The 23,394-nt window shown below is 72.6% G+C and carries 27 protein-coding genes; 11 read left to right on the top strand and 16 right to left on the bottom strand.

Annotation, left to right across the window (positions count from 1 at the left end; genetic code table 11):
• Positions 1–53 precede the first annotated feature (53 nt).
• Positions 54–911, top strand: a complete 858-nt coding sequence (locus tag ACIOWN_RS21255) for a DMT family transporter (RefSeq protein WP_362352597.1) — start codon at positions 54–56, stop codon at positions 909–911.
• Positions 912–946: 35 nt separating this feature from the next.
• Here ACIOWN_RS21255 and ACIOWN_RS21250 read toward each other — a convergent pair whose 3' ends face one another.
• Entirely contained in the window at positions 947–1,738 is a 792-nt protein-coding gene (locus ACIOWN_RS21250) for an acyltransferase (RefSeq protein WP_401983102.1), read from the bottom strand.
• 113 nt (positions 1,739–1,851) lie between these two features.
• Here ACIOWN_RS21250 and ACIOWN_RS21245 point away from each other — a divergent pair, with 113 nt between their 5' ends.
• Positions 1,852–2,379 carry a gamma carbonic anhydrase family protein gene (locus ACIOWN_RS21245; RefSeq protein ID WP_401983101.1) on the top strand — a complete coding sequence of 176 codons (528 nt, stop codon included), beginning with the start codon at positions 1,852–1,854 and terminating at the stop codon, positions 2,377–2,379.
• A gap of 37 nt (positions 2,380–2,416) precedes the next feature.
• Here the strand turns inward: ACIOWN_RS21245 and ACIOWN_RS21240 are convergent, their stop codons facing one another.
• Together ACIOWN_RS21240 and ACIOWN_RS21235 are read right to left on the bottom strand one after the other, a co-directional pair.
• Positions 2,417–3,073 carry a DedA family protein gene (locus ACIOWN_RS21240; protein ID WP_401983100.1) on the bottom strand — a complete coding sequence of 219 codons (657 nt, stop codon included), beginning with the start codon at positions 3,071–3,073 and terminating at the stop codon, positions 2,417–2,419.
• Positions 3,074–3,382: 309 nt separating this feature from the next.
• On the bottom strand, positions 3,383–3,835 hold the full coding sequence (locus ACIOWN_RS21235; RefSeq protein ID WP_362352587.1) for a DUF4442 domain-containing protein: 453 nt from the start codon (positions 3,833–3,835) through the stop codon (positions 3,383–3,385).
• 130 nt (positions 3,836–3,965) lie between these two features.
• Here ACIOWN_RS21235 and ACIOWN_RS21230 point away from each other — a divergent pair, with 130 nt between their 5' ends.
• A complete protein-coding gene (locus ACIOWN_RS21230; RefSeq protein ID WP_401983099.1) occupies positions 3,966–4,985 on the top strand; it encodes a hypothetical protein in 1,020 nt (339 codons plus the stop codon).
• 44 nt (positions 4,986–5,029) lie between these two features.
• Here the strand turns inward: ACIOWN_RS21230 and ACIOWN_RS21225 are convergent, their stop codons facing one another.
• A complete protein-coding gene (locus tag ACIOWN_RS21225) occupies positions 5,030–5,875 on the bottom strand; it encodes a spermidine synthase (protein ID WP_401983098.1) in 846 nt (281 codons plus the stop codon).
• A 120-nt stretch (positions 5,876–5,995) separates the two neighbouring features.
• Complete coding sequence (tuf, locus tag ACIOWN_RS21220; protein ID WP_362352579.1) at positions 5,996–7,165, bottom strand: elongation factor Tu; 1,170 nt, start codon at positions 7,163–7,165, stop codon at positions 5,996–5,998.
• A 313-nt stretch (positions 7,166–7,478) separates the two neighbouring features.
• On the opposite strand from tuf, the gene ACIOWN_RS21215 reads away from it, so the two are divergent.
• Together ACIOWN_RS21215 and ACIOWN_RS21210 are read left to right on the top strand one after the other, a co-directional pair.
• Entirely contained in the window at positions 7,479–8,282 is an 804-nt protein-coding gene (locus tag ACIOWN_RS21215; protein ID WP_362352576.1) for a VTT domain-containing protein, read from the top strand.
• Positions 8,283–8,414: 132 nt separating this feature from the next.
• The gene (locus ACIOWN_RS21210) at positions 8,415–8,594 is read left to right on the top strand and encodes a hypothetical protein (RefSeq protein ID WP_362352573.1); all 180 of its coding nucleotides are present in this window, start codon (positions 8,415–8,417) and stop codon (positions 8,592–8,594) included.
• Between the two features lie 67 nt (positions 8,595–8,661).
• Here the strand turns inward: ACIOWN_RS21210 and ACIOWN_RS21205 are convergent, their stop codons facing one another.
• A complete protein-coding gene (locus ACIOWN_RS21205; RefSeq protein WP_362352570.1) occupies positions 8,662–9,402 on the bottom strand; it encodes a glucose 1-dehydrogenase in 741 nt (246 codons plus the stop codon).
• Positions 9,403–9,572: 170 nt separating this feature from the next.
• Here ACIOWN_RS21205 and lnt point away from each other — a divergent pair, with 170 nt between their 5' ends.
• On the top strand, positions 9,573–11,162 hold the full coding sequence (lnt, locus tag ACIOWN_RS21200; RefSeq protein WP_362352567.1) for an apolipoprotein N-acyltransferase: 1,590 nt from the start codon (positions 9,573–9,575) through the stop codon (positions 11,160–11,162).
• Here lnt and ACIOWN_RS21195 read toward each other — a convergent pair.
• The gene (locus tag ACIOWN_RS21195) at positions 11,080–11,991 is read right to left on the bottom strand and encodes a Gfo/Idh/MocA family oxidoreductase (protein WP_362352565.1); all 912 of its coding nucleotides are present in this window, start codon (positions 11,989–11,991) and stop codon (positions 11,080–11,082) included. The two genes, lnt and ACIOWN_RS21195, sit on opposite strands and share 83 nt — an antisense overlap.
• 10 nt (positions 11,992–12,001) lie before the next feature.
• Positions 12,002–13,186, bottom strand: coding sequence for an FAD-dependent monooxygenase (locus ACIOWN_RS21190; RefSeq protein WP_401983097.1), 1,185 nt, complete (start codon positions 13,184–13,186; stop codon positions 12,002–12,004).
• 108 nt (positions 13,187–13,294) lie between these two features.
• Here ACIOWN_RS21190 and ACIOWN_RS21185 point away from each other — a divergent pair, with 108 nt between their 5' ends.
• From ACIOWN_RS21185 to ACIOWN_RS21175, 3 genes are all read left to right on the top strand, one after another.
• Positions 13,295–13,903, top strand: a complete 609-nt coding sequence (locus ACIOWN_RS21185; RefSeq protein WP_362352559.1) for a TetR/AcrR family transcriptional regulator — start codon at positions 13,295–13,297, stop codon at positions 13,901–13,903.
• A 28-nt stretch (positions 13,904–13,931) separates the two neighbouring features.
• Positions 13,932–14,447: a DinB family protein gene (locus ACIOWN_RS21180; RefSeq protein ID WP_362352556.1), complete on the top strand. Its 516-nt coding sequence runs from the start codon at positions 13,932–13,934 to the stop codon at positions 14,445–14,447.
• 126 nt (positions 14,448–14,573) lie between these two features.
• A complete protein-coding gene (locus ACIOWN_RS21175) occupies positions 14,574–15,056 on the top strand; it encodes a hypothetical protein (protein WP_362352553.1) in 483 nt (160 codons plus the stop codon).
• 45 nt (positions 15,057–15,101) lie between these two features.
• Here the strand turns inward: ACIOWN_RS21175 and ACIOWN_RS21170 are convergent, their stop codons facing one another.
• From ACIOWN_RS21170 to ACIOWN_RS21140, 7 genes are all read right to left on the bottom strand, one after another.
• Positions 15,102–15,620, bottom strand: a complete 519-nt coding sequence (locus tag ACIOWN_RS21170) for a hypothetical protein (RefSeq protein WP_362352550.1) — start codon at positions 15,618–15,620, stop codon at positions 15,102–15,104.
• A gap of 89 nt (positions 15,621–15,709) precedes the next feature.
• On the bottom strand, positions 15,710–16,393 hold the full coding sequence (locus ACIOWN_RS21165; protein ID WP_362352547.1) for a uracil-DNA glycosylase: 684 nt from the start codon (positions 16,391–16,393) through the stop codon (positions 15,710–15,712).
• 91 nt (positions 16,394–16,484) lie between these two features.
• Positions 16,485–18,062 carry an ABC transporter substrate-binding protein gene (locus tag ACIOWN_RS21160; protein WP_401983096.1) on the bottom strand — a complete coding sequence of 526 codons (1,578 nt, stop codon included), beginning with the start codon at positions 18,060–18,062 and terminating at the stop codon, positions 16,485–16,487.
• A 261-nt stretch (positions 18,063–18,323) separates the two neighbouring features.
• On the bottom strand, positions 18,324–19,076 hold the full coding sequence (locus ACIOWN_RS21155) for an SDR family oxidoreductase (protein ID WP_362352542.1): 753 nt from the start codon (positions 19,074–19,076) through the stop codon (positions 18,324–18,326).
• Positions 19,077–19,087: 11 nt separating this feature from the next.
• The gene (fabG, locus tag ACIOWN_RS21150; RefSeq protein WP_362352539.1) at positions 19,088–19,849 is read right to left on the bottom strand and encodes a 3-oxoacyl-ACP reductase FabG; all 762 of its coding nucleotides are present in this window, start codon (positions 19,847–19,849) and stop codon (positions 19,088–19,090) included.
• Between the two features lie 125 nt (positions 19,850–19,974).
• Positions 19,975–20,424, bottom strand: a complete 450-nt coding sequence (locus ACIOWN_RS21145) for a DUF3037 domain-containing protein (RefSeq protein ID WP_362352537.1) — start codon at positions 20,422–20,424, stop codon at positions 19,975–19,977.
• Positions 20,421–21,185 (bottom strand): HipA family kinase, encoded by a 765-nt coding sequence (locus tag ACIOWN_RS21140; protein WP_362352534.1) that lies wholly within the window; start codon positions 21,183–21,185, stop codon positions 20,421–20,423. Before ACIOWN_RS21140 ends, ACIOWN_RS21145 begins: the two co-directional genes overlap by 4 nt.
• Before the next feature lie 200 nt (positions 21,186–21,385).
• Here ACIOWN_RS21140 and ACIOWN_RS21135 point away from each other — a divergent pair, with 200 nt between their 5' ends.
• The gene (locus ACIOWN_RS21135) at positions 21,386–21,865 is read left to right on the top strand and encodes a Rieske (2Fe-2S) protein (RefSeq protein WP_362352531.1); all 480 of its coding nucleotides are present in this window, start codon (positions 21,386–21,388) and stop codon (positions 21,863–21,865) included.
• Positions 21,866–21,947: 82 nt separating this feature from the next.
• The gene (locus tag ACIOWN_RS21130; protein WP_362352528.1) at positions 21,948–22,436 is read left to right on the top strand and encodes a pyridoxamine 5'-phosphate oxidase family protein; all 489 of its coding nucleotides are present in this window, start codon (positions 21,948–21,950) and stop codon (positions 22,434–22,436) included.
• Here ACIOWN_RS21130 and ACIOWN_RS21125 read toward each other — a convergent pair.
• On the bottom strand, positions 22,429–23,331 hold the full coding sequence (locus tag ACIOWN_RS21125) for a LysR family transcriptional regulator (RefSeq protein ID WP_362352525.1): 903 nt from the start codon (positions 23,329–23,331) through the stop codon (positions 22,429–22,431). The two genes, ACIOWN_RS21130 and ACIOWN_RS21125, sit on opposite strands and share 8 nt — an antisense overlap.
• Between the last annotated feature and the right edge of the window lie 63 nt (positions 23,332–23,394).

The following is a 23,394-nucleotide window of genomic DNA, read 5'->3' as shown; positions in this document are numbered from 1 at the left end:
AACTACGGTGGGTTGCACCCGATCGTTCACCGAACTGTACTGCGAGGTACGTCGTGACAGCATTCTTCGCCCTGGCCACCAGCCTCCTGTGGGGTCTGGCCGACTTCGGCGGCGGACTGCTCACCCGGCGCATGCCCGCGCTGACGGTCGTCGTGGTCTCCCAGTCCGTCGCGGCGGCGGTGCTGGGCGTGATCGTCGTCGCCACCGGCGGCTGGAGCGAGGCCGGACCGCGGCTGTGGTTCGCGTTCGCCGCGGGCCTGGTCGGTCCGGTCGCGATGCTCTCCTTCTACAAGGCGCTCGCTCTCGGCCCGATGGGCGTGGTCTCGCCGCTCGCCTCGCTCGGCGTGGCCGTGCCGATCTCCGTCGGCCTGGTGCTGGGCGAGCGGCCGGGACTGCTCCAGGTCGCGGGGATCGCGGTCGCCGTCACCGGGGTGATGCTCGCTGGCGGGCCGCGCCTCGGGGGCGCCGCGGTGCAGCGGCGGGCGATCGGGCTGACCCTGGTCGCGGCCCTCGGTTTCGGGACGGTGTTCGCGCTGATCGCCGAGGCCTCCACCACCGTCACCGGCCTGTTCCTCGCGCTCTTCGTGCAGCGCGTGACCAATGTGGCGGTGGGCGGGGCGGCGCTGTACGCCTCCGCCCGGCGCGGTGGGCCCGTGCTGCCGGAGGCCGGCTTCCCCTGGCGCTCGCTGCCCGCCCTCGGCGCCGTGGGCCTCGCGGACGTCGCGGCCAACGGCACGTACTGCGTCGCCGCCCAGCACGGCCCGGTCACCGTGGCCGCCGTCCTCGCCTCGCTCTACCCGGTGGTGACCGCGCTCGCCGCCCGCGGCTTCCTCAGCGAACGGCTGCGGGCCGTCCAGGCGGCGGGGGCGGGCCTGGCGCTGGTCGGAACACTGCTGCTGGCGACGGGCTGAGCCGCGGGGCCGGCCCGCCGACGGCCCGGACCTGATCAGCCGCCCTCGGTCTCCAGCCCGGCCAGCCGGGAATCAGGCTCTCCGTCCCACTCGGCGGCGCTCTCCCCGTCCAGTTCCGCAAGCGCCAGCAACTGCTCCGGAGTCATCCCCTGCGGTATCGGTACCGGAGCCGGGGTCCGCAGCGGCGGCTGCCAGCCCTCGGCGGTGGTCCAGCGGCGTACGACCTTGGCGGGCGCCCCCGCGACCACCGCGTGGTCGGGTACCTCGCCGCGCACCACGGCACCGGCCGCCACCACGACGTTCCGCCCGATCCGCGCCCCGGGCAGGATCACCGCGCCGGTGCCCACCCAGCAGCCGGAGCCGATCTCCACCCGCTCCATCCGGGGCCACTGCTTGCCGATGGGCTGGTGCGGGTCGTCGTAGGAGTGGTTGGTCGAGGTGACGTAGACATAGGGGCCGAAGTAGCAGTCGCTGCCAATGGTGACCGTGGTGTCGGCGATGACGTGACTGCCGCGGCCGAGGACCACCCCGTCCCCGATGCGCAGGATCGGCTCCGGGCCGAGGTCCAGGTCGGGCATCAGACCGGCGGTCAGCGTGACCTGCTCGCCCACGATGCAGTGCGCGCCGAGGTGGATCCACGGTTCGCCGAAGACCGTGCCGAGCGGGAAGGCCAGCCTGGTACCTGTTCCCATCGCGCCGAAGCGGAGGCGTCCGGGGCGCTCCGCCGTGACGGAACCCGTGCGCTGCACCCAGGCCCAGCCCGCGTGCACGGCGCGCTGCGCAAGGCGGCGCCACCATGATGAGAACGTGTTCCTACGCGTGGGCACCCGCTCACCGTACTCAGCCCGGGCCACGCCCACGGCGCCGCACGTCTGTGATCTTCACCCCACCGGATGACGTACGGTGCCGTCGGACCCATGTGGCGAAAGGGAGAACGACGATGACGGACAAGGCGCTGATCATGGGCATCGGCGGCCGCGAGCGCCAGGTGAACACGGGGGCGTTCCTGGCACCCACGGCCACGGTGATCGGTGACGTGGCACTGGGTGCGGGCGCGAGCGTCTGGTACGGCGCGGTGCTGCGCGGCGACGTGGAGCGGATCGCCGTCGGCGCGGGCAGCAACGTCCAGGACAACTGCACGCTGCACGCCGACCCCGGCTTCCCGGTAAGCGTCGGCGAGCGCGTCTCCATCGGGCACAACGCCGTGGTGCACGGCGCGACCGTCGAGGACGACTGCCTGATCGGGATGGGGGCGACCGTGCTGAACGGCGCGGTGATCGGCGCCGGATCCCTGGTCGCGGCGCAGGCACTGGTGCCGCAGGGCATGCGGGTGCCGCCGGGGTCGCTGGTCGCGGGCGTTCCCGCGAAGGTCAGGCGGGAGCTGACGCGGGAGGAGCGTGAGGGGATCACCCAGAACGGCACGATGTACACGCAGCTCGCGCAGGCGCACCGCGAGGCGCACGCCTGAGACCGGCCGCCCGTGCCCCCTCGGGGAGGGCGTCCGGCTACTCGCCGGCGGGAACCGGTTTGGGCTCCTCGGTCTCGGGCCGCGCGCTCGCCTCCGCCTTCTTCGCCTTGCGCTTGAGCACCAGCATCGAGCCGAGCCCGATGAGCACGGCCGCCACCAGGCCGAGCCAGGAGAACTTCTTCAGCCAGGACTCGGCCACGACACCCACGTAGTAGATGACCGCCGTGGTGCCGCCCGCCCAGCAGATGCCGCCGAGGACGTTGGCGACGAGGAACCTCCAGTACGGCATGTGCAGCACGCCTGCCAGCGGGCCGGCGAAGATGCGCAGCAGGGCGACGAAGCGGCCGAAGAACACCGCCCACATGCCCCACTTCTCGAAGGAGCGCTCGGCGGTCGCGATGTGCCCCTCGCTGAAGTGCTTGGGGAACTTCTTCCCCAGCCAGGCGAGCAGCGGCCTGCCGCCCTTGCGGCCGATGGCGTAGCCGATGGAGTCGCCGACGACCGCGCCGACGGTGGCGCACACACCGAGGACGACGGGGTTGATGCCCGCGTGCTGGGAGGACAGCAGGGCCGCGGAGACCAGGACGATCTCGCCGGGCAGTGGGATGCCCAGGCTCTCCAGACCGATGACCAGGCCGACCACGGCGTAGACAGCGGCCGCGGGTACCGTGTCGAGCCATTCCTGGACGTGCACCGCAGGTTCCTCCCCGTTTTTCGCGTCCCTGTGCTGTTGCGGAGCGCCGCGAGACACGCCCTCACGGAAGCCTACCGGGTCGGCCCGGCCGGGCGGCTCGCGCGGATCGCGCCCGCGTTCCCGGCCGGCAGCCCGCGTACGCGCGTCTTTCCCGGCCGCGACCCGGCAGCTCCCCCGCCCCGCCGCTCCCGGCGGACCGGCGCCGCCGCCCGGAGGAGGCGCCGGGCGTCCACCCCGGGGGCGGGGGTCCGCCCCCGGTGTTGCGCGGCCCCGGTGCTCCGCGGCCGCGCAGAGGGCGGCGGCAACCGCTCAGCCGTTGGGCCGCAGGGTCCAGACGACGGTCATCTCTCCCGTCACTTCTCCGTCGGCGCGCCGGATCTCGACCGACACCGGGAACTCCGGCCGCTGTCCCGCGTCCAGCTCCGCGACGACGTCGGCGGCCGGACGGCCCAGGGTCGCGGTGGCGGTGACGGCTCCCATGGCCAGCTTCCGGTAGGAGATCTCGGCCCGTACGGCGAGCGGCACGGCACGCGAGAGCTGGTCGCCGAACGCGGCCAGCACGATGGCCCCGCTCGCGGACTCCCCCAGCGTGAACATCGCGCCGGCGTGCGGCCCGCCCACGTGGTTGTGATAGTCGGCCTGGTCAGGCAGGGTCACCTCCGCCCGTTCCGGGGTGGTCCGACGGAATTCGAGGTTCAGGGTCCGGGCCATCGGCACGGTGGCGGCGAGCATCTCGCCGATCGACATCTGGTCAGCACTCATGCCGGAATGTTACTCATCAGTAGCCCGTTCGGGCCAGAGCCCGCACGCGGCAAAGGCACGCCCTACTGGTACGTCCCTGACAAAAGCCGGTGACCGAATCGTGTCCCTGGCGCCACTAGGGTTACTGCCCATGTGGCCAGGACAGCAGCCGCCCGGGGGCGAGCAGAACCCGCAGAACAACCCGTATCAGCAGCCGGGATACCAGCAGCCGAATCCCTATCAGCAGCCCGGCTACCAGCAGCCCAACCCATATGCCCAGCAACCCCAGTGGGGCGCGCCCACACAGATAGGCGGCCCCGAGTCGCCGAAGCAGCCGGGCGGGGGCGGCGACCGGACGAAGCTCGTCGCGATCCTCTGCCTCACGGCCGTGGCCCTGACCACCGCGGTGACCGGCTTCCTGGTGCTCGGCGGGGGCAAGGACGACAAGGCCGGCGGCGGGTCGAACGACACCGGGTCGAGCCCGTCCCCCACCGCTTCCGCCTCCGCCGAACCGAGCGCCTCCGACTCGGACTCGGGCTCGGGCGACAACCCGCGCGGCACGGAGACCGAGAAGCCGACGGTTCCCGGCTGGAAGGTCGTCGTGAACCCCAAGCGGGGCGTCGCCTTCGACGTGCCGGCCGACTGGGAGGTGCAGTCCGCGGGTCTGAGCATCGGCTTCGAGGACCACAAGAGCGGCAAGCCGCTCACCATCATGTCCGGGGTGGCCGAGTACAAGACCAAGTGGTGCACGTCCGCCGCCGAAAAGGGCGGCCGCGAAGTGGACACCTCGCTCGCCGCGGCGGGCACCAAGGGCGCCGACGGCGCCAAGAACACCGACGAGGTGGCCGTGAACACCGTGGGCTGGTGGGTCTACGGCGGCTACACCCAGCCCGACAAGAAGAGCCTGACGTTCGACCAGAAGGCCAAGCCCTACACGACCACGTCGGGCGTCAAGGGCAGCATCGCCTGGGCCCAGTCGAGCAACACGCCCCAGAAGGGGAAGTGCGCGAGCGACGGCAAGGCGCTCTCCTTCGGCTTCAAGAACTCCGCCGGGGACTTCGTGTCCTGGAACTTCTACGGCGCCAAGGGTGTGGGCGACGAGGTCCCCACCGCGACCATCATGAAGATCCTCAGCACGGTCCGGCTGCACGGAACCCCGACCGGGGGCTGACGGACGGCTGTCCGGCACCCGCGGCGGCGCCGGGCCGGCCCTGGTCAGCCGATGCCGAACGCGCCCTCCGGAGGCTCGGGCGACGGTACGGCCCCGTCGTCCCGCACCGGCTCGGCATCCCCGGTGAACTCCCGTAGCGCGGCGCCGTGTTCGACGCGGGCGGGGAACGCGTCGGAGGCGGTCCGCCGGGTCAGCGCGGCCACGTCGAGGGGGCGGTGCGCGGCGAGCAGCACCGCGTTGCCGAAACGGCGGCCGCGCAGCACCGCGGGTTCGGCGATCAGCGCGAGCTCCTCGAACACCGCTGCCAGGGTGGCGAGTTGGGAACGCAGGAAGGCGAACGGAGCGGCGTCGGCGAGGTTGGCGAGATAGACGCCGTCCGGGCGCAGCACGCGCCCCGCCTCGCGGACGTAGCCGAGGGACGTGAGGTGGGCCGGCACCCGCGAGCCGCCGAAGACGTCCGCGATCAGGACGTCCGCCGAGTCGCCGGGGGCGGCCTCCAGCCAGGCACGGGCGTCGGCGGTGTGCAGCGAGACGTCGGCTCCGTCCGGCAGCGGCAGATGGTCGACGACCATCTCCAGCAGGCCGCGGTCGGCCTCGACGACGTCCTGCCGGGAGCCGGGCCGGGTCGCTGCCACGTACCGCGGCAGGGTGAGGGCGCCCCCGCCGAGGTGCAGCACGTCCAGCGGGGAGCCCGGCTCCGCGACCGTGTCCAGGGCGTGGCCGAGCCTCCGCGTGTACTCGAACTCCAGGTGGGCGGGCGCGTCCAGGTCGACGTACGACTGCGGCGCGCCGTCCACGGTCAGCAGCCAGGCCCGTTCGCGGTCGACGTCGGGCATCAGCTTGGCGGTCCCGTGATCGACGGGTCGGGTCACGGGTATCGGCTCCATCACGCGTCCATTGTGCCGGTCCGTCACACGCCGGACGGCCCCGTCACGCCCCAGGTGGGGGGGACCGCCGACCGGCTGACACCGGCCGGCGGTCCCCGGCTCCCACGAGCCCCTTCACCCGACTCACACCACGGCGGTCACGGTCCCCGCGCCGACGGTGCGACCGCCCTCACGGACGGCGAACCCCAGCCCCGGCTCCAGAGGCACCTCGCGCCCCAGCTCCACCGTCACCGTGACCGTGTCGCCGGGCCGCGCCACGGCCGCCTCACCGAGGTCGATGTCGCCCACCACGTCCGCCGTGCGGATGTAGAACTGCGGCCGGTAGCCGGTGGCCACCGGTGCCGTGCGGCCGCCCTCACGCGCCGACAGCACGTACACCCGCGCGGTGAAGCGCCGGCGCGGGACCACGCTGCCCGGCGCCGCGACGACGTGGCCACGGCGGACCGCGTCACGCGGCACCCCGCGCAGCAGCAGCGCCACGTTGTCCCCGGCCTGCGCCTCCTCCATGGGTTTGCCGAAGGTCTCCAGGCCGGTGACCACCGTCTCCAGACCGGCACCCAGCACCTCGACCCGGTCGCCGACGCGGACCGTGCCGCGCTCGACCGCCCCCGTCACCACGGTTCCGCGGCCGGTGATGGTGAGCACGTTCTCCACCGGCAGCAGGAACGGCGCGTCCAGGTACCGCTCGGGCATCGGCACATAGGTGTCCACCGCGTCGAGCAGCGCCTCGATCGACGCCGTCCAGCGCGGGTCGCCCTCCAGGGCACGCAGCCCGGAGACCCGTACGACGGGGACCGCGTCGCCGCCGAAGCCGTGCGAGGTGAGCAGGTCGCGGACCTCCAGCTCGACGAGGTCGATGAGTTCCTCGTCGCCGGCGTCGGCCTTGTTGAGGGCGACGACGATGTGGTTCACACCCACCTGCCGGGCGAGCAGCACGTGTTCGGCGGTCTGCGGCATGATCCCGTCGAGCGCGGAGACGACGAGGATCGCGCCGTCGAGCTGCGCGGCCCCCGTCACCATGTTCTTGACGTAGTCGGCATGGCCCGGCATGTCCACGTGCGCGTAGTGCCGGGTGTCGGTCTCGTACTCGACGTGCGCGATGTTGATGGTGATGCCGCGCGCGGCCTCCTCCGGGGCCCGGTCGATGCGGTCGAACGGGACGAAGGTGCCGGAGCCGCGCTCGGCCAGCACCTTGGTGATGGCGGCGGTCAACGTGGTCTTGCCGTGGTCGACATGACCCATCGTGCCGATGTTGAGATGCGGTTTGGTGCGTACGTACGCCGTCTTGGGCATGGCTGTACCTCGAAGCCTGGTAGGTGCTGCGCTGCGGGACCCCACGGGATGGCCGACCCTCCCCCTGAGGGGTCCGCCGGACGGTCCGGGGAGGGTCAGCTTCGGGCGCCGTCGACTGCGGCGACGAGGATCAGGACGGCAGCCTCCGGGGCATCCGCGACCGCGGATGCTGTGAGGACGAAGGCGTGCCGGAACATGGGACCGATCATTCACGAGACCCCTGCCGCCCGTCGAACGGTTTTCAGGGCGGCGGACGGCTCCCGTGTTCCGGGCCATGCGGCGATCACTGACATCCGTCCGCTAATGTCACCGAATGCTCGATGCCACCACCCGCTCTGGGGGCACCGCCACGGCCTCTGCCCGGGCCGCCGCCACCGAGCCGGCCGCCGCCGTCCCCGCGGCCCCGCCGGTCCCGGTCGTCCCGTCCGTGTCCGCCACGTCTGCCCCTCCCGCCCGCTGGGCGCGTGTGCTGCTGTCCCCCTGGGCGCGGCTCTGTCTGCTTCTCGCCCTGCTCACGGCGGCCGGAGTGTCCGTGCTGCTCTTCGAGCCGCAGCGGCTGCTGGCGCACGGCTGGCCGCCCCAACTGGGCGGGGTAGCCGCGGCGGTGGTGTTCGCGACGGCGTACGGCCTGTGCACGGTGGCGTTCGTACCGCGGCCGCTGCTGAACCTGGCCGCGGGCGCCCTGTTCGGCTCGTACCTGGGACTCGCGGCGGCACTGGCCGGCACGGTCCTGGGCGCCGGGGCGGCCTTCGGCCTCGGCCGCCTGCTGGGCCAGGACGCGCTGCGCCCGCTGCTGCGCGGCCGGCTCCTGACGGCGGCGGACGGGCAGCTCAGCCGGCACGGATTCCGTTCGATGATGGCGGCCCGGCTCTTCCCGGGCGTCCCGTTCTGGGCCGCCAACTACTGCGCCGCGGTCTCCCGCATGGGCTGGACGGCGTTCCTGCTCGCCACGGCCCTCGGCTCGATCCCCAACACCGCCGCGTACGCCGTCGCCGGTGCGCGCGCCTCCGCACCGACCTCTCCGGCCTTCCTCCTGGCGATGGCCTCCATCGTGGTGCCGGCCGTGCTCGGCACGGCGGTCGCGTGGCGCAAGCGCCACCACCTGCGGCGCCGCTGAGGGCACCGCACGCGTACGCGTGCCCGACGACCGTTCGCTGCGGCATGCGGGACGCGTACGCGTGACCGAGTCCATACGGCCGCTGTAGCCGCCCGGTAGCGCAGTGTCAGTCCTTGCCCCTAGGCTGTGGCCATGTTCCCCGATTCAGTGGCCCCTGGTTCCGTGCGGTCCGCCGCCGAGCTGAATGAGCGGATCCGGTCGCTGTGGCTGCGCTCAGGCGGGTCCCTGTCGGCCCAGGAGCGCGCGGAGTACGAGTTGCTGGTGATCGAGTGGGCCGCCGCGATGAGGGACGAGCTCATCGCGGCAGCCTGACGTCCCCGGTCCACGGGCGGTCACCGCACCGAGCCGGGCCGACCGGTCCCCGTGGCCCGGTTCCGGCTCAGCGTCCGCCCGACACCCGCAGTACCGCTCCCGTCGTGTAGGAGGCGTCAGGTGACATCAGCCATGCGACAGCCGCGGCGATCTCCTCCGCCCGGCCCGCCCGGCCCAGCGGGATGTTTCCGGCCGCGCGCCGCACCCGGTCCGGGTCGCCCATCGCCGTGTGCATCTGGGTGTCGATCATGCCGGGCGCGACCGCGTTGACGCGGATGCCGTCCGGGCCGAGCTCCTTGGCCAGACCGACGGTGAAGGCGTCCACGGCGGCCTTGGTCGCGGCGTAGTGGACGAACTCCCCGGGGCTGCCGAGGGTGGCGGCCGCGGACGACACGTTCACGATCACGCCGTTCTTCCGGGGCACCATCAGCTGGGCCGCGCGGCGCGAACACAGCAGTGTGCCCAGGAGATTGACGTCCACGACGCGCCGCAGGTCGGCGGTGTCGGTATCAGCGAGCCGGCCCAGTGGTCCGCTCACCCCGGCGTTGTTCACCAGTCCCGTCACCGGCCCGAGCCGCTCCTCCGCCGTCGCGAAGAGCCGCTCGACGTCCGCCTCCACGGAGGTGTCCATGCGCACGGTCACCCCGCGCGCCCCGGCCTCGAGCACCTCGTCGGCCACCGCCTCGGCGGCCGCGGTGTCGTCGACGTACCCCACGACCACGTCGTGCCCGTCGGCCGCCAGCCGCCGGCAGATCGCGGCCCCGATGCCCCGGCCACCGCCGGTGACGACTGTCACGAGACGTTTCATTGGGACCTCCGCAGCACCGAGCGACCACACCCATGTGATCATCCTAGGACCGCTGCCGCCCGTGCGCGGAGGCAAGGATCCGAGTTCCTCCCCGGCCCTCCGGGCGCGATCTTCCGGGGTGCCCGCGGGACGCGCACACTGAAGCCATCCGGGGGGTAGGAGGGCACCGTATGAAAACGTTCGACCGGTGGCTCACCTCCCCGTGGCGGCGCTCGCTGCTCGCCGCGCTCGCGGGTGCCCTGTTCGTGTTCGCCTTCCCCGCCCCCTCGCTGTGGTGGTTCGCCTACGTCGCGCTGGTTCCGTGGATCCTGCTGGCCCGCTCCGCTCCGACCGGGAAGCGGGCGGCGTACGACGGCTGGTTCGGCGGGCTGGGGTTCATGCTGGCCGCCTTCCACTGGCTGCTGCCGAACCTGAACGTGTTCACCGTCGTGCTCTCCGCGCTGATGGGCCTGCTGTGGGCACCCTGGGGCCGGCTGGTGCGGCGGTTCCTGGCGGGGACGCCCTCACCGGGGCGGGCCGCGGCCGCGTTGGTCGTGCTGCCGTCGGCCTGGCTGGCGGTCGAGCTCGTGCGGTCCTGGCAGGCGCTGGGCGGGCCTTGGGGCATGCTGGGCTCCAGCCAGTGGCAGGTGGCCCCGGCGCTGCGGCTGGCCTCGGTGGGCGGAGTGTGGCTGCTGAGCTTCCTGGTGGTGGCCGTCAATGTCGCCGTCGCGCTGCTGGTCCCCCGGCGGACGGTCGCGGTCCGCGCGCCCCGGCTGACCGCGGTGACCGGTCTCGCGGTCATGGCCGCGGCGACCTCCGCGGCGTGGGTGTGGGCACCGCGCCCCGACGTCGACGGCCACGCCCGGATCGCCGTCGTGCAGCCGGGCGTCGTGGCCGGCATCGAGAGCGGGCAGCGGCGGTTCGACCTGGAGGAGCAGCTGACCCGCCGGCTGGTGGGGCAGCACCCCGACCTGGTCGTCTGGGGCGAGAGCAGTGTCGGCTTCGACCTGGGCCACCGGCCGGACCTGGCGCGGCGCATAGCGGCGCTGTCCCGCGAGACCGGCGCCGACGTGCTGGTCAACGTGGACGCCAGGCGCTCCGACCGGCCGGGCATATACAAGAGCTCGGTCCTCGTCGGACCGGACGGCACGACCGGCGAGCGCTACGACAAGATGCGGCTCGTCCCGTTCGGCGAGTACGTCCCGGCCCGCTCGGTGCTCGGCTGGGCGACCTCCGTCGGCCGGGCCGCGGGCGAGGACCGCGGGCGGGGCACCCGGCAGGTGGTGATGAGCGTCGGCCACGGCCTGCGCGTCGGCCCGATGATCTGCTTCGAGACGGCCTTCCCCGACATGAGCCGGCACCTCGCGCAGGACGGCGCGCGGGTGCTGCTCGCGCAGTCCTCGACGTCGACCTTCCAGCAGAGCTGGGCTCCCGAGCAGCATGCCTCGCTGGCCGCGCTGCGCGCCGCCGAGACCGGGCGGCCGATGGTGCACGCGACGCTGACGGGCGTGTCCGCCGCGTACGGCCCGCGCGGGGAGCGCGTCGGCTCCTGGCTGGGCACGGACGAGGGCACCGCGCGCGTGTACGACGTGCCGACCGCGCACGGCGTCACCCTGTACGTCCGCTTCGGCGACTGGCCGGCGCACGGCGCGCTGCTGGTACTGGCCGTGCTGGGCGCGGCGGAGAGCGTGCGGGCGCTCAGGCGGCGCCGGAGCGCTCCAGAACCGTCCGCACCACCCGTTCGCACAGTTCGTGGGTCTCCAGCGCGTCCCGGGCGCTGAGCACCTTCCCGGCGCGTACGGCGTCGAGGAAGAACAGCACGGCCTGCTCGATGCCGCGCTGCCGGGCGACGGGCACCCAGTCGCCGCGCCGGCGCACGGTCGGCTGCCCCTTGTGGTCGACGGTCTCGGCGAGGTTCACCACCTGCCGTTTGGTGTCCTGCCCGGAGACCTCGAGGATCTCCTCCGCGGAACCGCTGAGCCGGTTCATCACGCCGAGCGCGGTGAATCCGTCCCCGGCGAGCTGCAGCACGACGTGATGCAGCAGGCCGTCACGCACACGCGCGCGTACGGTGACGTCGTCGATCTGGCCCGGCACCAGGAACCGCAGGGTGTCCACGACGTGGATGAAGTCGTCGAGGATCATCGTGCGCGGTTCCTCGGGCAGTCCGACGCGGTTCTTCTGCATCAGGATCAGCTCGCGGGGATGGTCGGCGCACTGCGTGTAGCCGGGCGCGTGACGCCGGTTGAATCCGACCATGAGCGGGACGCCCCGCTCCTCGGCGAGCCCGACCAGGCGCGCGGAGTCGGCGAGTTCGTACGCGAGCGGCTTGTCCACATACGTCGGCACGCCCGCCTCCAGGAGCCGGGTGACGATCTGCGGGTGGACGGCGGTGGGGGCGTGCACGAAGGCGGCGTCGAGGCCCTGGGAGAGCAGGGAGTCCAGGTCGGCGTGGCGCCGCTCCGCGGGCAGGTGCAGGCTGTCGGCGACCCGCTGGAGCGTCTCGGGCGTCCGGGTCTGCAGGTGCAGGTCGATCCCGGGCTGGACGCCGAGCACCGGCAGATACGCCTTCTGCGCGATGTCGCCGAGTCCGATGCAGCCGACCTTCACCTGGGCTCCTTCACCGCTCCGCCGTGCCTGACTGCACGGCAGCATACGGGGACCGCGGCGGACGCCAGTCGGCGATGCCGTCGAAGCCGCGCAGGAGCAGGTCCGGGCTGATCCTGGACAGCGCGGCGATCGCGCCGTCGCGCAGGGCGATCCCGGCGCGGTTGCGCATCAGGTCCAGCCGCGCGGCCCTGACGGCCCTGCGGGCGACCGCGGTCGTGCGGGGCAGCCGGGCCGCGGTGTGGGCGGCGAGGTCGTCGGCGTGGTGGGCCAGGACGACGGCGTCCTCGATGGCCTGGTTGCCGCCCTGCCCGAGGGTCGGCGGCATGGCGTGGGCGGCGTCGCCGATCAGCACGGTCCGGCCGCGGTGGTGGGCGGGCAGCGGCCGGGCGATGTGGTGGACGTCGTGACGCAGCACATCCTCGGGGCGGGCGGCGGCGAGAACGGCGGGGACCGGGTCGTGCCAGTGCCCGAAGCGGCGCAGGAGTTCGGCCTGCTCGTCGTCGGCCGCGCGCTGTCCGGCGGGCGTGACGGCGGCGGCGTACGCGTAGACCCTGCCGTCCTTGAGCGGGTGCGTGCCCCAGAGACATCCCCTGCCCCAGGTCTCATGGGAGGGGAACTCGGCGCCGGGCAGGGGGACCACGAGCCGCCAGGTGGTGAATCCGGCGTAGACGGCACCGGGATGACCGGGGAACAGCGTGCGGCGCACGGCGGAGTGGACGCCGTCGGCGGCCACCACCAGGCCGGCTTCCAGGTCGCCGTCGGGGGTGCTCACGCGGGCCGGGCGGTGGTCGTCCCCGGGGTCGGCGAGGCGGGCCTCGGCGGCCGTACGGACGGTGCCGGGCGGAAGGAGGGCGGCCAGGGTGTCGATCAGGGTGGCCCGGTGCAGCAGAACGAGAGGGCCGCCGAACCGCTCGGCCGCCGCGGCGGCGTCCGTCCTGGCGATCCAGCGGCCGGACGGGCTGCGCAGTCCGCCCTCGCCCTGCCAGGCGGCGAGATCACGGATCCGGTCGCCGACGCGGAGGACGTCCAGGGCGCGCAGGGCGTTCGGGGAGAGCGAGATGGCGGCGCCGACGGGCTCCAGGGACGGTGCCCGTTCCAGCACGGTGACCTGCCGCCCACCGAGGTGCAGGGCCGCGGCGGCGGTGAGTCCTGCGATACCGCCGCCGATGACGACGGCGCGTGGCTGCTCGGGCATGGCTCCTCCTGCACAGGGAGACTACATCTGTAGTGGACCGGCGGCTCGACGATACTACGGATGTAGTGCGTCGCACTACGGGTGTAGTCGCCGGGTAGGTTGATCCCCATGTCCGCACGTCCCGAGAGCGCTCAGCGCGCCGATCTCGTCGCCGACACCGCGCTCGCCCTGCTCGCCGAGCGCGGGATGCGTGGTCTGACGCACCGGGCGGTCGACGAGAGGGCCGGGTTGCCGCAGGGCTCGACGTCGAACCTCGCCCGCACCCGGCAGGCCCTGCTGGAACTGGCGGTGCGGCGGCTGGCCGAACGTGAGGCGCGAGTGCTGGCGCTGCACGAGATGCCCGACCCGCGCACCGGAGGTCTCGACTCGCTGGTGGACGGGGTGGCACTGGCCACCCACCGCGCCCTGACCCTCAACCGGGCCCTGACCCTCGCCCGCTACGAACTCTCCCTGGAGGCCACCCGCCGCCCGGAGCTGCGCTCCCACTTCGACGCGGCGGGTGCCCGTTTCCGCGACCAACTCGGTGCGCTGGTCTCGGCGATGGGCTCGACCACCCCGGAGCGGCACGTACTGTCCCTGGTCGCCTGGGCGGACGGGCTCATGTACTCCTGCGTGGCGGGGTCCTTCCACGACCGGGTACCGGAGCTGGACGAACTGCGCGCGGGGCTGCGGGAGTTGCTGGAGGGGATGTTCGGCGCCGGAAAAACCGTGGTGTAACGGCCCGGGTGCGGGCCAAGATCAGGGCATGACGACCGAGCGACGACAAGAGCCTGCCACGAACGCCTCCGAACGCGCCATGCTGGAAGGCTGGTTGGACTACCACCGGCAGACGCTGGCGTGGAAGTGCGAGGGCCTGACCGACGAGCAGTTGCGCACCGCGTCCGTGGAGCCCTCCGAAATGACCCTGCTGGGTCTGGTGCGGCACATGGCCGAGGTGGAGAGGCACTGGTTCCGCAATGTGCTCCTGATGGACGCCCCCGGACCGGTCTACTGCAGCGAGCAGGACCCGGACGGCGACTTCCACGTCACCGACGCGGACACCTGGGCGGAGGCGTACGCCACCTGGCAGTCCGAGATCGAGACCGCCCGCCGGAACGCCGCGGACCTCGGCCTGGACGAGCTGTCGCAGGGCAAGAGCAGGCGCACCGGCGAACCGTTCAACCTGCGGTGGATCTACACCCACATGATCGAGGAGTACGCCCGGCACAACGGGCACGCCGACCTGCTCCGCGAGCGGATCGACGGAGCGACCGGGGACTGAACCCGGCACTCGGCGTCAGCCGCGGGCGCGGTGGCACACCCCTTACGGGGCCCAGGATCACCCGTCCGTGGCATCCTCCGCCCGGCCGCGTTCCGATCACGCTCCGGACCCAGCAGAGTTGCGCGGGTGCATCGTACGACGACCACCGCAACGCTCCTGGTCTCCGTGGCCGTCTCGGCCCTCTCCGGCTGTGTCACGGTCCAGCGGCCGCCGGCGCCCGGCCCGGCGGCGGCCACCACCCCGTTCTCCGTCCCGAGCCCGGACGGCAAGGCCGGGCACCCGGCCGTGCAGGCGCCCGCCCGCGAGGCCCTGGAACGCGTCGGCGACCCGCGCGGCTCCTCCACCCCGGCCACACCGCCCCGGGCGCCGTCCGAGGCGGCGCCGCCCGGCAAGCGGCAGCCCCCGGCACCGGCCCACTCCCCCGCCCGGCCCCCGGCGCACGCGACCCCCCGGCACCCACGGCCCGCGCCCCCGCCGCGCGCCCACCACCCCGGCGCCAAGCACGCCCTGCCTCCGAACACGGACCTCTGCGCCCTCGGCAGGCAGTACGGCGGCTGGAAACCGGACAGCCCGGAGACCAGAATCTGCCACCAGACGTACGACCGCTGACCCCGGAGCTGCCGGATCCTGAGCCGCCGGGGCCCCGGGTCCGGCCTACGAGCGCTGCCGCGGTGGGCCCCCCGCGGACGGGCCAGGTCCGTCCTCGCCCAGTCGCAGTGCGAGGCGCTGGATGGCCGAGCGGACGCCGTCGCCGTAGCTGTCGCGGCCGAGCGCGCCCGCCGCGGTGCGGGCGTGGTGGAGATGGTCGCGGGCGGCCTCGCGGTGGTCGAGTTTCGCGTAGTCGGCGGCGAGGTTGAGGTGCAGGGACGGGTACAGGGCGCGGGCCGCGGGCGCGCCCTCGCGCTCGGCGCGCCGGTCCCCCGTGAGCTCCTGGGCCGCCAAGAGCGCCCTGAGATCCCAGGCCAGCTCGTCCGCGGGGTCGTCCTGGGTGTCGGCCATGTAGTGGGCCAGCGTGCAGCGGTGCAGCGGATCGCCGTCCTCCCCGATCTCCGCCCACAGGGCCAGGAAGCGACCCCGGGCCTCCTCGCGGTCCCCGGCGTGATGCAGCAGGACGGCCTGCCCGATCCGTGTCAGCACGGCGTCCGACGACGCCTGCTCCTGTCGCTCCACCACCGCACGCCCTCCAGATCTGGCCCCGGCCCACGCCTCCGCCCACGACGCTAATCGCGACCCCCGCCGATCAGGGCGCCCCCGCGCCCACGTCACCCCAGGTTCGGGATCCGCCAGTCGATCGGCTCGTGCCCCTGCCCTGCCACCGCCTCGTTGATCTGCGTGAAGGGACGGGAGCCGAAGAACTTCTTCGCGGACAGCGGCGACGGGTGCGCACCCTTGATCACCACATGCCGGGACTCGTCGATCAGCGGAAGCTTCTTCTGCGCGTAGTTGCCCCACAGGACGAAGACCGCAGGGTCGGGCCGGCCGGCCACCGAGCGGATCACCGCGTCGGTGAACCGCTCCCAGCCGCGGCCCTTGTGGGAGTTGGCCTCGCCACCGCGCACCGTGAGCACCGCGTTCAGCAGCAGCACGCCCTGCCGCGCCCACGGCATCAGGTATCCGTTGTCCGGGATCGGCGTGCCCAGCTCCTCGTGCATCTCCTTGTAGATGTTGCGCAGCGACGGCGGGACCTTCACCCCGGGGCGCACCGAGAAACACAGACCATGACCCTGGCCCTCGCCGTGGTAGGGGTCCTGACCGAGGATCAGGACCTTCACCTTGTCGTACGGCGTGGCGTCCAGCGCGGCGAAGACCTCCTCGCGCGGCGGGTGGACGGGGCCCTTCGCCCGCTCCTCCTCGACGAACTCGGTCAGCTCCTTGAAGTAGGGCTGCTGCAGTTCGTCGCCCAGAACCCCGCGCCAGGACTCGGGCAGCATGGCGGTGTCGGTCACGTCAACGTCCTCACGATGTGCGGTCACTTCCAGTTCTCCGAACGTACAGGCGACCACTGACAACGGGCTCCCGCCCGGGAGAACGCCCCGCCTACCAGCTGGTCTTCCGGGACAGCTCCCACATCATCATGATCGTCGACGGGTCGAGCGCCCGCTCACCGCCGGAGATGTCCTCGCTGGCGCCGACGTACACCTTGCCCTGCCACAGCGGCAGCAGCCGTGCGTCGTTCACCAGGATCTGCTGCGCCTGCTGGAACTGATCGACCACGTTCGCGCGGTCGGCCTCGCGGCGCGACTCGGGCAGCAGTTCCTTGGTGATCTGCGGCGCCGGGTAGGGCGTGCCGAGCGCGTTCTGCTCGCCCACGAACGGGGCGATGAAGTTGTCGGCGTCGGGGAAGTCCGGGAACCAGCCGCGCCCGAACACCGGGTACTCGCCCTTCTGGTAGCCCACGACGTACGTCTTCCATGGCCGGCTCTTCAGCGTGATCGTGAACAGGCCGGAGCCGTCGAGCTGCCGCTTGAGCTCCTCGAACTCCTTGGCCGTCTCCGAGCCGTAGCGGTCGGTGGTGTACCAGAAGGTCAGCGGGACCTTATCGGTGATGCCCGCTTCGGTGAGGATCTTGCGGGCCTTGGCGACGCTGGGGTCGCCGAAGTCGTCGAAGAACGCCGTGGTGTGGCCGGTGAGGCCCTTGGGGACCATGGAGTACAGCGGGTCGACCGTGTCGTCGTAGACGTGATGCGCGATGGCGGCGCGGTCGACGACCTGGGCGACGGCCTTGCGTACGGCCGGCCTGGCGGACCAGCGGTCCTTCGGGTTGAACACCAGGTAGCTGATGTCGGTGCCGGCGCCCTCGACGAGCTGGAGGTCCTTGGTGTCCTTGCGCTGCAGGGAGATGATGTCGTCGGCGCCCAGACCCCGGTAGGTGACGTCGATCTGCTTGTCCCGCAGCGCCTTGACCATGGCGGCGGAGTCCTGGAAGTAGCGGATGGTCACCGCGTCGTTTCTTCGGTCGGCGAACCCCTGGTAGTGGTCGTTCCTGACCAGCTCCGCCTTCTTGCCCTCGTCGTACGCCTTCAGGGAGTACGGTCCGGAACCGTCGACCTCGTTGTCCTTGCGCAGCGAGTGCTCGGGGTAGTCGCCGGGGTCCACGATCGACATGGCGGGTGTGGCGAGCACGAAGGGGAAGGTGGCGTCGGGCTTGTTCAGCTTGAAGACCACGTCCCGGTCGCCGGCCACCTGCACCTGGTCCAGGCTGCCGAGCAGCCCCGCCGGGCCGCCGGCCACGTTGATGGTCCTGATCCGGTCGATGGAGTACTTGACGGCTCGCGCGTCCAGCGGGTGCCCGTCGGCGAACTTCATGTCCGGACGCAGTCGGCAGCGGTAGGTCTGGTAGCCGCTGTCGGTGAACTCGCAGCGCTCGGCGGCGTCCGGCTGGGGCGTGGTCGCGCCGTTCGGGTAGGCCAGCAGGGTCTGGTAGATGTTCCGGAAGAGCTCCCAGGAGCCGTCCCAGGAAGCGGCCGGGTCCAGGGTGCTGGGGGCGCTCGTGGTCCCGACGACGATGGGTCCCTTGCCCTCCGGGTCGCCGTGGGAGAAGACGCCGCAGCCGGCCACCAGGGACATGGCCGCGGTCACCGCCGCCGGCCGCAGGCATCGGTTCCGGTTGGACACGCGCACGCTCCTCGATCTGCCATGCCAAGGGGTCGGGGTCGGCAGACCATACCGCAGAGCCCCACCCGCTGAACCTGCTTCGGAGGGAGCTCTTGATCGGTTCGAAACATGACGACGTTGTCATTCCGGCGGACGCGTGCCGGCCGTCGGCGCGGGCGCCGATTCCGCCGCCGGAACATCGACGAAACCGTATGTCGACGAAAGGACGAAGAGACGGGATCGGTGCCCTGCGCGCCGCACGCACCCGGGTCCGCCGGCGGGTCAGCCCACCCCCGCGTTGAGGAAGATGCCGCCGTCGACGACGAGCGTCTGGCCCGTGACCCAGTCGGACTGCGCGGAGGTGAGGAACGCGGCCGCGCCGCCGACGTCGGAGGGCACGCCGAGCCGGCCCAGCGGGTAGGAGGCGGCCGCCTCCTCCTCCCGGCCCTCGTACAGCGCCTTGGCGAACCTGGTCTTCACCACGGCCGGCGCGATCGCGTTGACCCGCACCCTCGGCGCGAACTCGTGCGCCAGCTGCTGGGTCAGGTTGATCATCGCCGCCTTGCTGACGCCGTAGGCGCCGACGAACGGCGAGGCCGACAGGCCCGCGACCGAGGCGATGTTCACGATCGCGCCGCCGTTGTCCTTCTGCCAGGCGTGCCAGGTGCGCTGGGCGAAGCCGAGCGCGGAGACGACGTTGGTCTCGAAGACCTTGCGCGCCACGTTCAGATCGAGGTCGGCGATCGGTCCGAACACCGGGTTGGTGCCGGCGTTGTTGATCAGGAAGTCGACGCGGCCGAACGCCTCCATGACGCGCTCGACCACCTCGGCCTGGTGGGCCTCGTCGTGGGCCTTGCCCGCGACCGCGACGGCCCGGTCGGAGCCGAGCCTCTCCACGGCCTCCTTCAGGGCGTCCTCGTTGCGGCCGGTGATGCACACCCGGTCGCCCCGGGCGACCAGCGCCTCGGCGATGCCGTATCCGATGCCGCGGCTCGCGCCGGTGACGAGGGCGACCTTGCCGGAAAGTTCAGTCATGTCCCTGATCCCTAGTCGAGCGGCCCGCCGGCCACGTACAGCACCTGGCCGGAGACGAAGCCGGCCGCGTCGCCGGTGAAGAAGGCGATGGCGTTGGCGATGTCCTCAGGCTCGCCGACGCGCTGCACCGGGATCTGGGTGGCGGCCACGGCCTTGAAGTCCTCGAAGCCCATGCCGACGCGCTCCGCGGTGGCCTTGGTCATCTCGGTGGCGATGAAGCCGGGCGCGACGGAGTTGGCGGTGATGCCGAACTTGCCCAGCTCCTTGGCGAGGGTCTTGGTGAAGCCCTGCAGACCTGCCTTGGCCGCCGAGTAGTTGACCTGGCCGCGGTTGCCGAGCGCCGAGGACGACGAGAGGTTGACGATCCGGCCGAAGCCGGCGTCCACCATGTGCTTCTGGCAGGCGCGGCTCATCAGGAAGGAGCCGCGCAGATGGACGTTCATGACGGTGTCCCAGTCCGAGACGCTCATCTTGAACAGCAGGTTGTCGCGGAGCACACCCGCGTTGTTGACCAGGATGGTGGGCGCGCCGAGTTCCTCGGCGACGCGCGCGACCGCCGCCTCGACCTGTGCCTCGTCCGAGACGTCGGCGCCGATCGCGACGGCCTTGCCGCCGGCCGCGGTGATCTTCTCCACGGTGTCCTTGCAGGCGGCCTCGTCGAGGTCGATCACGGCGACCGCGCGTCCCTCGGCGGCCAGCCGTACGGCGGTGGCGGCGCCGATGCCGCGCGCGGCACCGGTGACGACGGCGACCCGCTGCTCAGTGGTGGACATTGGTGCTTCTCCTCGCCCTTGAGAGAACCTGATCTATGGTGAGCGACCGCTTAGTACCTTCGGTGCATGCGACGCTAGAAGCCGTGGCACCCGGTGTCAACGGCCCTCCGGGTGCATGTGATCCATTACCTCACCAGAAGGTCCAGCAACCGCTCGGCCTCCGCGGCCGGGTCGGTGGTCAGTCCGCTGTGCACCGGACCGGGCTGGACGACGGTGGAGCGGGGCGCGACCAGCCAGCGGAAGCGCCGCCCGGCGTCGTCGCCCGCGGCCTGCCCGGCCGCCGCTCCCCCGGCGCACACGCTCTCGATCGCGGCGAGCGCGGCGCGCACACCCGCGACGTCCGCGTCCGGATCCAGGGCGAGCAGCCGTGACTCGTCCAGGTGGGTGCGCGCGCCGACGTAGGCGCGGGCGCGGCTGTAGACGAGCACGCCCGCGTTGACGCACTCGCCGCGCTCGACGCGCGGGACGACGCGCAGCAGGGCGTACTCGTAGACGTCGCGGTCGTCCGTCCGGCCGGCCCGGACGATGTGGCGGTCGCCCGCGCGGCCGCCTCCGGCGAGGTGACGCTCGTTCACCGTGCCTCCTCGATGCCGTGGATGCGCTCGTGGATCACGGCGGCCCGTGCGAGCAGCGGTCGTGCGTAGGCCCGCCGCAGGTCGTCGGGCGTGTCGAAGCCGGGCTCACCGGTCAGCCAGGCGTCCGGGACCTCCGCGGTCACCTCGGCGAGCAGGTCCTCGGTGATCAGGGGCGCAAGCCGCTCCGCGGCGGCGGCGACGTCCGGCGCGAAGGGCGCGAGGACGTGCTCCGAGGCGTCGTACGGCCGGCCGGCCGAGGCCTGCGCGCCGGGCCAGTTGTGGTGCCAGATCATCGTGGCGCCGTGGTCGATGAGCCACAGCTCACCGCGCCATCTGAGCAGGTTGGGGTTGCGCCAGGAGCGGTCGACGTTGTTCACCAGCGCGTCGAACCAGACGATCCGGCCCGCCTCCTCGGAGTCCACCGGGAAGGCGAGCGGGTCGAAGCCGAGCGCTCCGGAGAGGAAGTCCATGCCGAGGTTGGTGCCGCCGCTGGACCTGAGCAGTTCCTGCACCTGTTCGTCGGGTTCGCCGAGCCCCAGCACCGGGTCCAGGTCGACCGTCACCAGGCCGGGCACCCGCAGCCCCAGCCGGCGGGCGAGTTCCCCGCAGACGACCTCGGCGACGAGTGTCTTGCGGCCCTGTCCGGCTCCGGTGAACTTCAGGACGTACGTCCCGAAGTCGTCGGCCTCGACGAGCCCGGGCAGCGAGCCGCCCTCACGCAGCGGGGTGATGTAGCGGGTCGCGATGACGTCCTTGAGCACCGCCCCACTTTACCGGTGCGGCGCCGGTGCGTTCGGCGGCCGACGGATTCACCGCCGGCCGGGGTCCGGCCCCATCTGAACACCGGATGCCCGCCGCCCGTACCCCTGGACGCGCCAGGACGCTCCGCGCGGAACCCGCGTGGACCTGCGCGGAATCCGCTCGGAACCATTCGGAACCACATGGAGAGGGGAACGTCGGCATGACCAGTGAATCGCTTCGCCCCCAGGGGGCACCGGCCCGCCGCACGGTGGTGGCGGCGGTGGGCGCGGCGGGGCTCGCCGCCGCGCTGACCGCGTGCGGATCGAAGGACACGTCCGGTTCCAGTACGTCCACCACCCAGAACGGCTCCGGCACGGCGGGCGGTTCGGGCGGTGACGGCGCCGCGGCGGGTTCCGGTGGCGCCGCGCTCGCCCGGACCTCCGACATTCCGGAGGGCGGCGGCAAGGTCTTCGGCAGCGTGGTGGTCACGCAGCCGGCGAAGGGCGAGTTCAAGGCGTTCTCCTCGGCCTGCACCCACCAGGGCTGCGCGGTGAACCGGATCGCCGACGGCGTGATCGTCTGCCCGTGCCACCAGAGCGAGTTCTCCGCCGCCGACGGCAGTGTCAAGAAGGGCCCGGCCCTGAAGCCGCTGCCCGCCAAGGACATCACGGTCGCGGACGGGGAGATCAGGCTCGCCTGACACCCGCGGGGGTGGGGCGAGTCGTAGCGGGGGGGCCGTCGGAGGGTGCCCCCGCGCATGGGAGAGGAGAAGAGAGAGCCGCATGACCGTCACTCAGCGCCGGGGCCGGAAGATCATGATGACGCCGGGCGAGCTGGACGAGTTCCTGACCACCCAGCGCACCTGCCGGGTCGCCACCGTGTCACCCGGCGGCGCTCCGCACGTGAGCGCGCTGTGGTTCGTCTGGGACGGCACCTCGTTGTGGCTCTACTCCGTGGTGCGCAGCAGGCGTTGGGCCGACCTGCGCCGCGATCCGCGGGTGGCCGTGATCGTCGACACGGGCGAGGAGTACGAACAACTGCGGGGCGCGGAGCTGTCCGGCAGGGCGGAGGTCGTGGGCGAGGCACCCCGTACCGGGGAGCTGTGCGCCGAACTCGACCTGCCCGAGACGCTGTTCGCCCGCAAGAACTTCGGCCTGGAGGAGATGCCGTACGACGGCCGGCACGCGTGGCTGCGACTGACCCCGGAGAAGATCGTCTCCTGGGACTTCCGCAAGCTGGGACCGGTGCAGGACGGGCCGGGTCTCAGGTGATCCGCGCGCCCACCGTCCGCAGGGCGTCGACGGCCGCGCGGATGGAGGGCCGGCGGTCGGCGTCGGCGCGCCAGACGGCGTAGATGTGCCGTCGCACCGCCTGCCGCACCGGGACGGTCCGCACCCCCGCGGGCAGCGGCCCGCGCCCGAGCCGGGGTGCCACGCACACCCCCAGACCGGCGGCGACCAGGGCGAGCTGGGTGGCGTGCTCCTCGGCCCGGTGGGCGATGCGCGGCTCGACGCCCTTGGAGCGCAGGGTGTCCAGCAGCCACTCGTCGCAGAACTCGGCCTCGCCCCAGGTGACCCAGTCGTCGCCCGCGAAGTCCTCCAGGTCGACCTCGGCGCGGTCGGCGTGCGGGTGCGCGACGGGCAGTGCCACGTCGGCGGGGTCGTCGAGGATCGCGGCCCGGGTGAGCCCGTCCGGCACGGGCAGCGGCTTGTTGTACCAGTCGAGGACGACGGACAGGTCCACGTCGCCGCGCAGCACGGCGCGCACGGCGGCGGCAGGCTCCATCTCCGCGGTGCGGACCCGCAGGCCGGGATGCCGGTCGCGCAGATGGGACAGGGCGGCCGGGAACAGGCCGCGCGCGGCGGTCGGGAACGCGCCGAGGCGCAGCTCGCCGACCACCTGTCCGCGCTGTGCCTCCAGATCGGCCTGGGCGAGCTCGACCTGGGACAGGATGCGCGTGGCGTGCTCGGCGAGCAGCCGGCCGGCGTCCGTGAGCCGGACTCCCCGGCCGTTCTTGGCCAGGAGCTGCTGGCCCACCTCCCGCTCCAGCTTCGCCATCTGCTGGGAGACGGCCGACGTCGTGACGTGCAGTCCCTCCGCGGCGCCGCTGACCGAGCCGTGCCGCGCGAGGGCGTCAAGGGTACGCAGGCGCTCCAGATTCAACATATAAGCGATGCTACGAGATATCCCACGCGAATTCTCGATTGTGCTACGAGGTCCTGGGCGTGC

The organism is Streptomyces sp. NPDC087787 (genome assembly GCF_044743035.1).
Taxonomy (GTDB): Bacteria; Actinomycetota; Actinomycetes; order Streptomycetales; family Streptomycetaceae; genus Streptomyces.
The sequence above is the reverse complement of the archived record's forward strand: the minus strand, read 5'-3'. Positions and strand labels throughout refer to the sequence as shown.

Excerpts from the sequence above, each read along its gene's own strand:
- tuf (WP_362352579.1), bottom strand. The coding sequence starts at position 7,165 with ATGCCCAAGACGGCGTACGTACGCACCAAACCGCATCTCAACATCGGC.
- ACIOWN_RS21215 (WP_362352576.1), top strand. The coding sequence starts at position 7,479 with ATGCTCGATGCCACCACCCGCTCTGGGGGCACCGCCACGGCCTCTGCC.
- lnt (WP_362352567.1), top strand. The coding sequence starts at position 9,573 with ATGAAAACGTTCGACCGGTGGCTCACCTCCCCGTGGCGGCGCTCGCTG.
- ACIOWN_RS21235 (WP_362352587.1), bottom strand. The coding sequence starts at position 3,835 with ATGAGTGCTGACCAGATGTCGATCGGCGAGATGCTCGCCGCCACCGTG.
- ACIOWN_RS21180 (WP_362352556.1), top strand. The coding sequence starts at position 13,932 with ATGACGACCGAGCGACGACAAGAGCCTGCCACGAACGCCTCCGAACGC.
- ACIOWN_RS21135 (WP_362352531.1), top strand. The coding sequence starts at position 21,386 with ATGACCAGTGAATCGCTTCGCCCCCAGGGGGCACCGGCCCGCCGCACG.
- ACIOWN_RS21190 (WP_401983097.1), bottom strand. The coding sequence starts at position 13,186 with ATGCCCGAGCAGCCACGCGCCGTCGTCATCGGCGGCGGTATCGCAGGA.
- ACIOWN_RS21185 (WP_362352559.1), top strand. The coding sequence starts at position 13,295 with ATGTCCGCACGTCCCGAGAGCGCTCAGCGCGCCGATCTCGTCGCCGAC.
- ACIOWN_RS21130 (WP_362352528.1), top strand. The coding sequence starts at position 21,948 with ATGACCGTCACTCAGCGCCGGGGCCGGAAGATCATGATGACGCCGGGC.
- ACIOWN_RS21210 (WP_362352573.1), top strand. The coding sequence starts at position 8,415 with ATGTTCCCCGATTCAGTGGCCCCTGGTTCCGTGCGGTCCGCCGCCGAG.
- fabG (WP_362352539.1), bottom strand. The coding sequence starts at position 19,849 with ATGTCCACCACTGAGCAGCGGGTCGCCGTCGTCACCGGTGCCGCGCGC.
- ACIOWN_RS21245 (WP_401983101.1), top strand. The coding sequence starts at position 1,852 with ATGACGGACAAGGCGCTGATCATGGGCATCGGCGGCCGCGAGCGCCAG.
- ACIOWN_RS21155 (WP_362352542.1), bottom strand. The coding sequence starts at position 19,076 with ATGACTGAACTTTCCGGCAAGGTCGCCCTCGTCACCGGCGCGAGCCGC.
- ACIOWN_RS21230 (WP_401983099.1), top strand. The coding sequence starts at position 3,966 with ATGTGGCCAGGACAGCAGCCGCCCGGGGGCGAGCAGAACCCGCAGAAC.
- ACIOWN_RS21125 (WP_362352525.1), bottom strand. The coding sequence starts at position 23,331 with ATGTTGAATCTGGAGCGCCTGCGTACCCTTGACGCCCTCGCGCGGCAC.
- ACIOWN_RS21205 (WP_362352570.1), bottom strand. The coding sequence starts at position 9,402 with ATGAAACGTCTCGTGACAGTCGTCACCGGCGGTGGCCGGGGCATCGGG.